Annotated in this window: 10 protein-coding genes and 1 pseudogene; 9 read left to right on the top strand and 2 right to left on the bottom strand. The window is 48.0% G+C overall.

Annotation, left to right across the window (positions count from 1 at the left end):
• The first annotated feature begins 179 nt into the window (after window positions 1-179).
• From rpmH to QUE61_RS09475, 7 genes and pseudogenes are all read left to right on the top strand, one after another.
• Window positions 180-314 carry a 50S ribosomal protein L34 gene (gene rpmH, locus QUE61_RS09505; protein WP_108509260.1) on the top strand — a complete coding sequence of 45 codons (135 nt, stop codon included), beginning with the start codon at window positions 180-182 and terminating at the stop codon, window positions 312-314.
• A gap of 4 nt (window positions 315-318) precedes the next feature.
• Window positions 319-633, top strand: a complete 315-nt coding sequence (locus tag QUE61_RS09500; RefSeq protein ID WP_286306976.1) for a ribonuclease P protein component — start codon at window positions 319-321, stop codon at window positions 631-633.
• The gene (gene yidD / locus QUE61_RS09495) at window positions 630-878 is read left to right on the top strand and encodes a membrane protein insertion efficiency factor YidD (RefSeq protein WP_286306975.1); all 249 of its coding nucleotides are present in this window, start codon (window positions 630-632) and stop codon (window positions 876-878) included. Before QUE61_RS09500 ends, yidD begins: the two co-directional genes overlap by 4 nt.
• Window positions 879-880: 2 nt before the next feature.
• Complete coding sequence (gene yidC / locus QUE61_RS09490) at window positions 881-2,599, top strand: membrane protein insertase YidC (RefSeq protein WP_286306974.1); 1,719 nt, start codon at window positions 881-883, stop codon at window positions 2,597-2,599.
• A 21-nt stretch (window positions 2,600-2,620) separates the two neighbouring features.
• The gene (mnmE, locus tag QUE61_RS09485; RefSeq protein ID WP_286306973.1) at window positions 2,621-4,003 is read left to right on the top strand and encodes a tRNA uridine-5-carboxymethylaminomethyl(34) synthesis GTPase MnmE; all 1,383 of its coding nucleotides are present in this window, start codon (window positions 2,621-2,623) and stop codon (window positions 4,001-4,003) included.
• A gap of 100 nt (window positions 4,004-4,103) precedes the next feature.
• Window positions 4,104-5,972: a phosphoenolpyruvate carboxykinase (GTP) gene (locus tag QUE61_RS09480; RefSeq protein ID WP_286306972.1), complete on the top strand. Its 1,869-nt coding sequence runs from the start codon at window positions 4,104-4,106 to the stop codon at window positions 5,970-5,972.
• A 32-nt stretch (window positions 5,973-6,004) separates the two neighbouring features.
• A pseudogene (locus QUE61_RS09475) lies at window positions 6,005-6,967 on the top strand (FAD-dependent oxidoreductase); the annotation flags it as partial.
• Window positions 6,968-7,044: 77 nt separating this feature from the next.
• Here the strand turns inward: QUE61_RS09475 and QUE61_RS09470 are convergent.
• Together QUE61_RS09470 and dprA are read right to left on the bottom strand one after the other, a co-directional pair.
• The gene (locus QUE61_RS09470; RefSeq protein WP_286306971.1) at window positions 7,045-9,669 is read right to left on the bottom strand and encodes a DNA topoisomerase III; all 2,625 of its coding nucleotides are present in this window, start codon (window positions 9,667-9,669) and stop codon (window positions 7,045-7,047) included.
• Between the two features lie 203 nt (window positions 9,670-9,872).
• The gene (gene dprA / locus QUE61_RS09465; protein WP_286306970.1) at window positions 9,873-10,568 is read right to left on the bottom strand and encodes a DNA-processing protein DprA; all 696 of its coding nucleotides are present in this window, start codon (window positions 10,566-10,568) and stop codon (window positions 9,873-9,875) included.
• Window positions 10,569-10,639: 71 nt separating this feature from the next.
• Here dprA and def point away from each other — a divergent pair, with 71 nt between their 5' ends.
• Together def and fmt are read left to right on the top strand one after the other, a co-directional pair.
• Window positions 10,640-11,155 carry a peptide deformylase gene (def, locus tag QUE61_RS09460; RefSeq protein ID WP_286306969.1) on the top strand — a complete coding sequence of 172 codons (516 nt, stop codon included), beginning with the start codon at window positions 10,640-10,642 and terminating at the stop codon, window positions 11,153-11,155.
• 10 nt (window positions 11,156-11,165) lie between these two features.
• Window positions 11,166-12,152 (top strand): methionyl-tRNA formyltransferase, encoded by a 987-nt coding sequence (gene fmt, locus QUE61_RS09455; protein WP_286306968.1) that lies wholly within the window; start codon window positions 11,166-11,168, stop codon window positions 12,150-12,152.
• Window positions 12,153-12,196: the final 44 nt, after the last annotated feature.

The raw sequence follows: 12,196 nt of genomic DNA, 5'->3' as shown, positions 1-12,196 counted from the left end.
AAGTTATCCACAAGCAAAAATGCGGGGGATAAGTTGTGGATAAGTTGTGTGTAAAGAACAATTTTTTAATTAAATCAGTTATTTAAAAAATTTAACCAAAATAATTAGGCAAAACCCGGATATAAAGTTGACGCTATCCGTATAAATAGAGAAAATAGAGGGTTTTCTTAGGATCAATCATGAAAAGAACATACCAACCATCTGTAACGCGTCGTAAAAGAACCCATGGGTTTCGGGTTCGCATGAAAACCAAAGGTGGTCGCGCCGTACTTAATGCGCGTCGCTCCAAAGGTCGCAAAAGACTCGCAGTGTAATGAATTGAAATCGGCTCGAATCCAGGCGCTTTTGCGAACTAGGCCAACAAGCAGTGAAGCCTGGGCTATTTATGCCGAATCAAAAAACGAGCCCCCCCTCGATCTTGGCCTTGCAATTGCAAAAAAATTTGCCAAACGGGCCGTCGATCGCAATCGCCTTAAAAGAGCAGCGCGAGAGCTGACTCGCAACAAGACCCCTGGTAATTTTGTAGAGCTTGTCATTCGGCTAAAGCAGCCCGTGGGCCAATCCACGCGCGGCAGACTTCGTAACCCCGAATACCAAGAGCTTAAGAGCCAACTGCAAGGCTTGGTTTCATGAACCGATTATTGGGCTATTTAGTAAGGGCGTATCAACTCACCCTCTCACCTTTTGTGGGCGGACAGTGCCGTTTTGTGCCGAGCTGCTCAGATTACGCATGCGAGTGCTTAAAGAAACACTCTACGTTAAAAAGCATCGGTAAAATCAGTTGGCGAATTTTGCGCTGTAATCCTTGGTCGGCTGGTGGCTATGACCCGGTCGATCAAGAGCAAAACAAACAAAACTTTATACAAACAAATCATTGACTATGGACATTAAGCGCACACTCCTTTGGGCGGTATTAACGATTTCGGGCTTGATGCTCTATAACAATTGGCTTATCTATGATGGTCGCCAGGCGCTCTTTGGACCCACACCACTAACGCCTTCAAGTCAAACCCCAAGCCCGCTCAAGGCGTCAGAAAGTGTGCCCCCAGCTGCAAGCGCAACTCAAGCCCAGGTCGCGGCACCGGGCCAGTCACAAAAATCAGCCGACCTTCCTAAGGCGGAGAGCTTGCCCACCCCCCAGCAGGCTCCAGCATTTAATGTGGCCAATTTAGCCTCTGGCGAAAAACATACCATCAAAAATGATGTCTTAGAGCTCGAAATTAATACCACGGGCGCAAGCGTGGTTAGCGCAAAGCTATTGAAACAATTAATGCCCGACCAAAAACCAGTCGCCTTATTACAAATCACACCACAAAACCAATATTTTGTCCGATCCGGCCTTATCTCGGCAGGCAGTAATGAACTACCAAATCACACAGCCTCCTTTGTAGTCAGCAAAAACGGTCGTGTTGATAACAAATCGTTTGTAACGTTTGTAAATGAGCGCGGTGGGGTTCGTCTTGAAAAAACCTATTATTTGGTCGATGGAAGCTATGTCGTTGAGGTCGAACACCGGATCACTCAGCTCAATCAAAACAATGCCGGCGGCTTAGTTCTTTACAACGAAATCGTACGGGATAGCTCGGCCGTTAGCGACAGCGAGTTCTACAGCACCTTTACTGGCCCGGCGCTGTATACCGACAAAGATAAATTTCTTAAGATCAATTTTTCTGATATTGAAAAAAATAAAGCAGATATTCCTAAGCAAATCCCCGCTGGGGAACCCGGCTGGATTGCCATGGTGCAGCATTATTTTGCAAGCGCTTGGATACCAAGTGATAAATCGGTCAGAGACGTGTACGTTGGAAAGGTAGAGCAAAACCTGTTTCGAATCGGCTTACAGGTTCCAATTGCCGCAATAGCAACGGGATCCAGTTATGTTGAAAGCACACGCTTATTTATCGGCCCCCAGGAGGAAACGCTCTTGGAAAAAATTGCTCCTGGCTTTGACTTAATTAAAGATTACGGTTACCTCACGGTCATTGCAAAACCAATTTTTTGGCTCTTAGAACAAATTCATTCCTACGTTGCCAATTGGGGCTGGGCAATCGTTATTCTGACCTTCATTATTAAATTAGTTTTCTTCCCGCTTTCCGCTGCTAGCTATAAATCGATGGCACGCATGAAAGAAGTGCAGCCGCGATTAATGAATCTCCGCGAGCAATTTAAAGGTGATCCACAGAAATTAAATCGCGCCATGATGGATCTTTATAAGCAAGAAAAAATTAATCCCTTGGGCGGATGTTTGCCAGTGGTTGTTCAGATTCCTGTTTTTATTGCTTTGTATTGGGTCCTGCTTTCGTCGGTTGAAATGCGAAATGCGCCATGGATTCTTTGGATCAAGGATTTATCAGTACCCGACCCCTATTTCATCCTGCCAATCATTATGGCGGTGTCGATGTTCGTGCAAACGCGCTTGAATCCCACACCACCCGACCCACTCCAAGCAAAAATTATGCTGTGGATGCCCATTATCTTTTCTGTCATGTTCTTTTTCTTCCCGGCAGGACTGGTGTTGTATTGGGTGGTTAACAATATTTTGTCAATTGCTCAGCAGTGGCAAATTAATCAAATGTTTACTAAGCGACCGGCCAAATAAGCCTCTAAGGGTCGGGGTTGAATGCATAAAAATCCCATTGCTGCGATAGCAAGCCCTCGGGGCGCTGGCGGCGTTGGGATTATTCGTGCCTCTGGTTCTGACCTTATTGGACTTGCCAAAGCACTTCTTGGTGCTGAGCCGAAGCCCCGCTATGCGCATTATTTGGTTTTAAAAGATGCCCACCAACAGCAAATTGATCAAGTTTTGTTGTTGTTCTTTAGGGCGCCCGCTTCGTTCACCGGCGAAGATGTGCTTGAACTTCACTGCCACGGCGGATCGCGCGTCACGCAATTGGTCCTAAATCGCGTCATGGAGCTTGGCGCCCCCGACGGGATGAAGCTTGCTGAGCCCGGTGAGTTTTCATTGAGAGCGTTTTTAAATGGCAAGATTGATTTGGTGCAGGCCGAAGCCATTGCAGACCTCATTAATGCACAAAGCGACGCGTCCCTACGAGGAGCAAATCTTTCCCTGCAAGGACTCTTTTCAGAACAAATTAATCAGTTGATTGATCAAATCACGCAGTTACGAATTTTGGTTGAATCAACCCTTGATTTTCCTGAGGAAGAGATTGAGTTTATTGAGGCTGCCAATGCAAAGCAGCGCCTTGAAAAAATCATGAACGATTTAGAGCAGATTATTAAGATTTCGAGTCAAGGAAAAATTTTGCGAGACGGCATTCGTCTAGCGCTCGTTGGTCCTCCAAATGTTGGTAAGAGCTCTTTGTTAAATACATTGGTGGGAGAGGAAAGAGCAATCGTCACGCCAATTGCTGGCACGACACGTGATCGAATCATTGAAAATATTTCGATCGATGGTATACCTGTGCATGTAATTGATACTGCCGGGATTCGGGAGTCCAATGATGTTGTCGAGCAGATCGGCGTAGCCCAAACCTGGGACGAGATTGCTAAAGCCGACATCGTTTTGCTAATCCACGATGCTACACAAGGCCCCGAAACCAACTTTGCAGACATCAAAACAATGGTCAGGGAGCGCGTCCACTCGGGCGCCCATATTTTGGATGTGATGAACAAATTAGATTTGCTAGAGAGCCCGCAAGCAGCTTGCCTAAACACTGGAGGAGAATCGAAAGAAGTTTTTATTTCAGCAAAAACGGGCGAGGGTATTAAACAACTTCAGGAAACTATTTTGCATCTTGCGGGATGGGAGGGAAACGCAGAGGGCGGCATTTACACTGCGCGTTCGCGCCATCTTCGCGCCATCGTGCTTGCAAAAGAACATTTACAAAAAGCGATGGCGCACGGATTTGGTGGTAATCGCGCCTTGGAATTGTTTGCCGAAGAACTTCATTGCGCTCAAAATGACTTAGGTGAAATCACTGGAAAATTGTTGCCCGACGACCTACTGGGCAAGATATTTAGCGAGTTTTGTATTGGCAAATAAGCCGTCAATTTAATGTTACACAAATGTTAAAATTGTTATAAATTTTTCTAGCGCATTAAATAATCTTGTTAAAAATTAAACGGTTACGTTTGAGGGCCCAATGAATAAACCAGCCAATCCCGCCACAGTGAATCTAAATGTTCCAGCGTATGTAAAGAACGCAAAGTTGATTCAATGGGTTGAAGAAGTTGCCTCCCTAACCCAGCCTGATCAGATCCATTGGTGTGACGGCTCTCAGACCGAATACAATGAGCTGTGCGAGCTACTGGTTAAGGCCGGCAGCCTGAAGAGGTTGAATCCGCAAAAACGCAAGAATTCGTATTTAGCGATTTCAGACCCGATGGACGTAGCGCGCGTCGAGGACCGAACCTTTATTTGTTCAACCCATCAAGAGGATGCAGGGCCAACCAATAATTGGGTGGATCCCAATGAAATGCGCGCAACCTTAACCCCACTGTTTGAGGGTTGCATGCGGGGCCGCACGATGTATGTTGTTCCTTTTTCAATGGGCCCCCTCGGATCGCCAATCGCACATATTGGTGTTGAGTTATCCGATAGCCCATATGTAGCAATTAATATGCGCATCATGACGCGCATGGGCAAATCGGTTCTCGAGCTCTTGGGGACCGATGGCGAATTTGTTCACTGCGTTCATTCGGTTGGTAAGCCATTGGCTCCCGGAGAAAAGGACGCGGTTTGGCCCAATAATCCAACGAAATATATCGTTCACTATCCCGAAACGCGAGAGATTTGGTCGTTTGGTTCGGGCTATGGTGGTAACGCTCTTTTAGGAAAAAAATGTTTTGCTTTGCGAATTGCTTCAACCATGGGGCGCGAACAAGGATGGTTGGCAGAGCACATGCTGATTTTAGGAGTCACTTCTCCTGAAGGAAAAAAATACCATGTGGCAGCTGCCTTTCCGTCGGCTTGTGGCAAAACTAATTTCTCAATGATGATTCCCCCCAAAGGCTTTGAGGGTTGGAAGGTAACCACGGTTGGCGACGATATCGCTTGGATTAAACCTCGCAAAGATCCAAAAACGGGTCAAGTATGTCTTTATGCAATTAATCCAGAGTCCGGCTATTTTGGTGTGGCGCCTGGCACCAATCGCGAGACCAATGCCAATTGCGTTGACTCATTAAATGAAGACGTTATTTTTACTAACGTAGCGCTCACCGATGACGGCGATGTATGGTGGGAAGGCTTAACCGACACCCCACCAAGTCATTTAATTGATTGGCAGGGCAAAGATTGGACACCCGAAGATGGCAAAGCCGGTCGCTTAGCTGCGCATCCCAATGCACGCTTTACTACAGCCGCTATTAATAACCCCGCGGTTGATCCAAATTGGGATAACCCGGAAGGCGTTCCATTGGACGCGTTTATTTTTGGAGGCCGTCGCTCAAATACAGTTCCCTTGGTTAGCGAAGCTCGAAATTGGACCGAGGGCGTTTATATGGCCGCAACCATGGGCTCAGAGACGACTGCTGCGATTACCGGTAAGGTTGGTGTCGTGCGGCGCGACCCGTTTGCGATGATTGCGTTTGCAGGCTACAACATGAGCGATTATTTTCAGCACTGGCTCAATATGGGCAAGAAGCTTGAGACAGAAGGTGCCGCTTTGCCAAAAATCTATTTAGTAAATTGGTTTCGCAAAGATGAAAATGGCAAGTTTATTTGGCCAGGCTTTGGCGAGAATATGCGCGTTTTGGCGTGGATCTTGGGCCGCACCGAGAACAAAGCTGGCGCAACCGAAACCCCTCTTGGCCTGTCGCCAAGTCATGTGGATTTCAATTGGAATGGTTTGACCTTATCGCCCGAGCAATTTAATCAATCGACCGCGGTGCATGCTGATGATTGGAAGGTCGAGCTGGATTTGCACCAAGAGCTTTTTGATAAGTTGGCTAACCGCCTCCCAAAAGAACTGCTCGAAATCAAAACCAAGATTGCTAATCGCTTTCAAGCCTAAGCAGTTTGCTTGCAAAACCGGTTGATGTTCTCGTGATCGGTGCCGGGATTGCCGGCGCCTCGATCGCTAATGAATATCACCGCCTTGGTGTCTCGGTGTGTATTGTCGATAGTGCCTCCGGACCAGGTCGGGCAACATCAGCTCATGATGGTGCAATTACCCACCCAGCGCTTGGTCGCACAGCTAGCAGGTTACATCGTTTAGCGTTGGCCGCCTATCGGATGGTTGAGCTTGACTGTGCTGGTGCATGGGACCACCGCGGCGTTTTTGCCCTTGCCAAAATTGGGACCCCCTTTGATGAAGAGGCATTGCAAAATAAATTAACTCAATTGGGTATTACGGGTGATATTGGAGAATCTATTTCGGCCGAGGGTGCCCGAAGGCGTTTTGGGATTGAGCGCGCCGGCGTTTGGTTTCCTGGCGCTGGCTCCATCAATCTCGCGGCCCTATGTAAAGAACGAATTCTGTCTTGCAAGGAGTTGCAAACTATTTGGTCTAGCACCATCGAACATCTTGAATTTAAAGGCAACCTCTGGGGCGCTTTAGACAAAAATGGCAGCTGCATAGCGAGAGCACAAACAGTTGTCCTTGCAAACGCCTTTGGTGCTCAAAATCTTCTGAGCCCCTTTGCTCAAAAGCTTTATCTAAAGCCTGTGCGCGGCCAGCTTAGCATTTTTAGAATCGATCAACAGACTGATTTATTAGAGCACATTCCCAGAATAAATTTATCGGGAGATGGCTATTGCACCCCTCCTGTTTGGAATCCAGAGACCCAATCGTATCGATGGTTAGTGGGCTCAACTTATGATGAGAATCAGGACTCTACACAACCAAGTGCTGCGAGCGATGACCATAATCGTCGGCTGGCAGCAGGACTATTAAGACCTCAAATAATTGATGCAGCCAGACTAACGGTGGCTGATCAATTTGTCGGGGTGCGCTGCGTCAGCAAAGACCGACTCCCGATCATAGGGGCAATTTCGGGTATGCCAAACTTATATGTAGTCACTGCGCTTGGCTCGCGCGGACTGCTTTGGTCAACACTTGCATCAGCCCTTATTCCAGCCCTCTCTCATTCCTCGGACTTTGCTTTAGAGCGACTCGCACGTTTTGGTTTGGACTCCGAATCGCTTGCAGTCTTATCGCCCGCGCGCTTTTTGGCGGGCGCCTTAGCCTCAAATTCAAAACCAATTTTCCCCTTGGGATCTAAGGCGAGATAGGCCTTAAAGCCCCGCCCAGTGCGATTGGATTTAAAGTTAGTTAATAGATCGGTTTTACCTTCTTTTAAGAGCTTCTTAATCTGATCAGAAGACACTTCTTGCTGTAAAACGACTTTGCCAGTTTTAAAGTCACAGGTTTTAGCAGGACCCGTATTATGTTCGCAAACATAGCGCATGCCGTCCTCGTAGACCGCGCCAGAGCATTTTGGGCATACTCCAAGCGCTTCTTTGCCAGTGAAGTCGACTGCTTCCTCATCCTCTCCCCCCGAGTTGCCAAAATCAAACTCTAGTTTGAAGCCTGCATTGGGATAATCCGCATCATCAGGCGGTATCTCAGTAAGACGAATAATTGCCGCAAAAGGCCTACCCATTTTGCTGCGAAAGCCCTGCAAGGGCCCGATGGTTTTTTCTTTCAGTAACGATTCAACTTCTTCGTACTCAAATGCTCGACCGCCCGGGGTTTTGCTAATCGTAAAACCACAGGATTCGCAGGCAAAGCGTCGATAGTTTTCTTTTACGGCCTTGCCGCAATGCGGGCAAGGGGTTTTTAAAGTTGCGTAGTCGCCTGGAATGGTGTCGCTATTAAATTCTTTTGCACGCTTCACAATTTTTTGTGTCATTTGCGCAATTTCTTGCATGAAGGTGTTGCGATCGAGCTTTCCTTCCTCGATGAGCGCCAGCTTATGTTCCCAAGTTCCTGTCAGGTCGGGCTGGGTGAGCTCGGCAACGTCTAGACCGCGCAAAAGGGTCATTAATTGAAATGCCTTTGCGGTTGGAATTAATTCGCGGGCTTCACGAACGATATATTTTTCTGCCAACAGACCTTCGATGATCGCAGCGCGAGTCGCGGGGGTCCCAAGACCCTTTTCAGCCATTGCTTCACGCATTTCGTCATCATCGACCCATTTCCCCGCACTTTCCATCGCCGACAATAAGGTTGCTTCGCTATAGCGCGCCGGCGGCTTTGTTTTTAAAGGGACCAGCTCAACAGTTTCGTTTTGAACGGCCTCATTTTTCTGGACAGGCACCAGTTCATCGTCTGTTTGAGACGATTTACCATAAACAGTCAGCCAGCCCGGCTCAACCAACACGCGGCCCTCGGTTTTAAATTGATGGCCTGACACCTCGGTGATGCGGGTCGTGACTCGGTACTCGGCGGCAGGATAAAACACTGCCAAGAATCGCCGAACGACTAGGTCATACAGCTTTTGTTCGGGCTCGCTTAAATTTTTAGGCGCTTCGAGTGTAGGGATGATGGCAAAGTGGTCCGATATTTTGCTATTGTCAAAAATCCGTTTATTGGGTTTGACCCATGATTTTTTACCATCGCCTTTGAGGATTGCGGCTGCAAACGATCGGTACTCTTGAGCGTTTTCACCAAGCAGCGCGATGGTTTTTTGAACCGTATCCAAATAGTCTTCAGGCAGTGCGCGCGCATCCGTTCTTGGATAGGTTAGGACCTTATGGCGCTCATATAAGGCTTGTGCAAGCCCCAAGGTATTTTTGGCAGAGAAACCGAAGCGTGCGTTTGCTTCACGTTGCAAACTGGTGAGGTCAAAAAGTTGGGGCGCCAGTTGGGTCGCGGGTTTTGATTCTTCAGAGACGCCGCCCTTTTTTCCTCGACAAGCAGCCACAATGCTCTTAGCCGCAGCTTCGCTCCAGAGGCGATTTTCTCGTGCGTCAGGATCTGTAGGATCCTTTTTAAAATCGGGATTGATCCAGCGGCCCTCATAAACACCGGCTGCGGCAATAAACTCAGCACGCACCTCCCAGTAGTCTTTGGATACAAACTTCCGAATTTGTTCTTCGCGCTGGACAACAATCGACAGGGTTGGCGTTTGAACGCGCCCAACCGTGGTCAGAAAAAACCCACCACTCTTACTATTAAATGCGGTCATGGCTCGGGTACCATTAATCCCCACCAACCAGTCTGCCTCTGATCGGCAACGTGCTGCATCAGCAAGGGGAATTAACTCATCGTCCGAGCGTAGCTTATTAAAACCCTCCCGAATTGCAGCGGGCGTCATGGATTGAAGCCATAGACGCTCAATTTTTTGTGGTGCTTTGGCGTGCTGCGTAATTAAACGAAAGATCAGCTCACCCTCACGACCGGCATCGCAGGCATTAATAATTCGATTGACGTCTTTGCGTTTAATGAGCTTTTGTAAAACCTTTAGGCGGGATTCCGTTTTCGCAATAGGTCGCAGATCAAAATGCGGGGGAATCACAGGTAAATTAGCAAAGGACCACTTACCCCGTTTGACCTCATATTCGTCGGGGGCGGCAATTTCAAGAAGATGTCCGACGGCCGATGAGATCAAAAACGCATCATTCTCAAAATACTCGTCATGCTTTGTAAAGCCACCCAGGGCCTTAGCAATGTCGTTTGCTACGGATGGTTTTTCAGCAATAATGAGCGCTTTTGGGTGCTCGACGACTAAATTTTTTTTGCTGCTCGACTTTGTACTGGTTGCCACACTTTGCCTAATTAAGATAAGTTTTCTGCGCCCGGATATGGACTAAAAGGAAGACTAATTTAAACGTTTTTTGAAAGAAACCCTCTCCACCCCCTTTTTTATTATTAGCCCAGGTCTTTGTAAAAAGTCAAACAAGCTCCCAGGCTAGTAACCTCGAGACACAATAAAAATGTTTGAATTCAATGACTTACATGGATTTAAGCTCAATGAAAGCGGATGCTGGGTAATTCTTCAAGCACATCCTGGGCGCCCCTAACTAATTTCGCCCCTTCCTGAATCAGTTGGTGTGACCCCTCAAAAAGGGGTGATGTAATCGACCCAGGTAAAACGAAAACCTCTCTTCCTAGCGAGCTGGCTAAATAGGCCGTAATTAGGGACCCTGATTTTTGGGCAGCCTCAATCACCACAACTCCTAAAGAGAGGGCGGCGATGATTCGATTGCGCCTTGGAAAATGAAAGCCTTTTGGGCAGGTTCCTGGTGGGTATTCGGAGAGTAAAAGGCCTTGTAATGCGATGCGGGTTGCCAATTCGTGATGTTCAGGCGGATAAGTACGATCAAGTCCATTGCCGCAAACCGCGATGGTTTTGCAGGCCGCCCTAAGATCCAAGATGCCCCGGTGGGCGGCGCCATCAATTCCGTAGGCCATCCCGGAAATAATGTGATAGCCAGCAAGTCCCAGGGCGCTGGAAAAGTGCTGCGCCAATAAGAGTCCAGAGGGCGAGGCCTTGCGCGCCCCTACTATTGCTAGCATGGGCTGTGCCAATAACTGAATGTCCCCGATATAAAAAAGTCTTTTTGGTGGGTCACTTAGATCCAATAAGCGTTTTGGGTAATGCGAACACTCTTGTGTGATCGATTGAATTCGAAAATTAGCGGTTGATTGGAGTTGCTTGTGCATCCCTCATTGTTACGAGAGTAAAAAGGCTGCACTAGAGGGCCGGGCGGATTTGTTTGTAAGATAATTGGGATATGCCTGTTTTACCTATCCTTCATTATCCCGACCCGCGCTTGCATAAGGTTGCCAAGCCGGTCACTGTCGTTGATGAGCGAATCCAAACCATTGTCGCGAACATGGCACAAACCATGTATGAAGCCCCAGGGATTGGGCTTGCGGCCACTCAGGTCGATATTCATGAGCGCATTATTGTGATCGATACCTCCGAGGAGCGTGACCAATTAATGGTGTTTATTAATCCAGAAGTGGTGTGGGCTAGCCCTGAAAAGAAATCATGGCGCGAGGGGTGTTTGTCCGTCCCTGAATTTTTTGATGAGGTAGAGCGTCCCGAGCGAATTCGGGTGAAGGCTTTAAATCAAGATGGCAGGGCATTTGAGCTCGAGGCCGATGGTTTACTGGCAGTCTGTTTGCAACACGAAATGGACCACTTGCAAGGCAAAGTATTTGTTGAGTATTTGTCACCCTTAAAGCAGAGTCGAATTTCAGCAAAACTGAAAAAGCGGGCAAAAGAAATGGTTGGTCTTCGCTAAGCGAGACATCATGAAAATTATTTTTGCTGGCACCCCAGAGTTTGCCGCCACTGCATTGGCCGCGATACTTTCAGCGGGTCACGAAGTGGTGGCTGCTCTAACCCAGCCCGATCGCCCGGCGGGTCGCGGTTTGCAATTACAAGAAAGTCCAGTCAAGCGTCTTGCGAAGACTAACCATATTCCAGTATTCCAGCCACAAAGCCTGCATTTGCAGAACAAGGATGAGAAGCGGCTAGAGGAGGCTCAGCAGACTCTGGCTGCATTAGACCAGATGAATTTTGAGGCAGTCGTCGTAGTTGCCTACGGCCTTATTCTGCCGGCGGCATTTTTGGAAATGGCCAAGCGCTCCGGTCGCAGGGGTTGTTTTAATATCCACGCCTCACTATTGCCGCGTTGGCGCGGGGCTGCTCCAATTCAGCGAGCGATTGAGGCAGGCGATTCCAAAACTGGAGTGGCCATTATGGAAATGGAGCCCGGTTTAGATACTGGCCCCGTTTTAATCGATGAAGCATTGTTGATCTCAAATAACGATACCACCCAAACACTCCATGACCGCTTAGCGTGTTTGGGCGGCGAGTTAATCGTTAAGGCCTTGAAACACATTGCCGACACCCCCAACTTAATATTGCATCCACAGGATCCAAGCCAAGTGACGTATGCCCATAAGATTCTGAAAAGCGAGGCAAAACTGGATTGGACTAACGCTGCCGAGTTGATAGATCGCAAGGTGCGCGCACTCAATCCAGCACCCGGCGCAAGCACAGAGCTCGATGGCGAACGTGTGAAAGTGTGGCTAAGCCGTGTTCCAAAGGTGGTGAGTGATGCATGTAATGCAAGACCCGGCACGATTTTAGGTACAAGCGAGGAAGGCGTTTTGGTTCAGTGCGGGGATCGTGCGATTGAGCTGCTTGAGGTACAGAATGCAGGAGGTAAAAAGATTACAGGGCGGCAGTGGTTTTTAGGAAGAGCCAACGAAAAGACACAGTGTTTTTCATAAGAAGATTTGAGGGGACTTCAAACCCGATCGTTTAGAAATAATGG

This window comes from Polynucleobacter sp. HIN5, from assembly GCF_030297555.1.
Lineage (GTDB): Bacteria > Pseudomonadota > Gammaproteobacteria > Burkholderiales > Burkholderiaceae > Polynucleobacter.
This window is presented reverse-complemented; position numbering and strand designations above follow the sequence as displayed.

What these genes read in the sequence shown, in the direction of transcription:
- dprA (WP_286306970.1), bottom strand. Translation starts at nt 10,568, where the DNA reads ATGCACAAGCAACTCCAATCAACCGCTAATTTTCGAATTCAATCGATC.
- QUE61_RS09480 (WP_286306972.1), top strand. Translation starts at nt 4,104, where the DNA reads ATGAATAAACCAGCCAATCCCGCCACAGTGAATCTAAATGTTCCAGCG.
- yidC (WP_286306974.1), top strand. Translation starts at nt 881, where the DNA reads ATGGACATTAAGCGCACACTCCTTTGGGCGGTATTAACGATTTCGGGC.
- yidD (WP_286306975.1), top strand. Translation starts at nt 630, where the DNA reads ATGAACCGATTATTGGGCTATTTAGTAAGGGCGTATCAACTCACCCTC.
- def (WP_286306969.1), top strand. Translation starts at nt 10,640, where the DNA reads ATGCCTGTTTTACCTATCCTTCATTATCCCGACCCGCGCTTGCATAAG.
- mnmE (WP_286306973.1), top strand. Translation starts at nt 2,621, where the DNA reads ATGCATAAAAATCCCATTGCTGCGATAGCAAGCCCTCGGGGCGCTGGC.
- fmt (WP_286306968.1), top strand. Translation starts at nt 11,166, where the DNA reads ATGAAAATTATTTTTGCTGGCACCCCAGAGTTTGCCGCCACTGCATTG.
- rpmH (WP_108509260.1), top strand. Translation starts at nt 180, where the DNA reads ATGAAAAGAACATACCAACCATCTGTAACGCGTCGTAAAAGAACCCAT.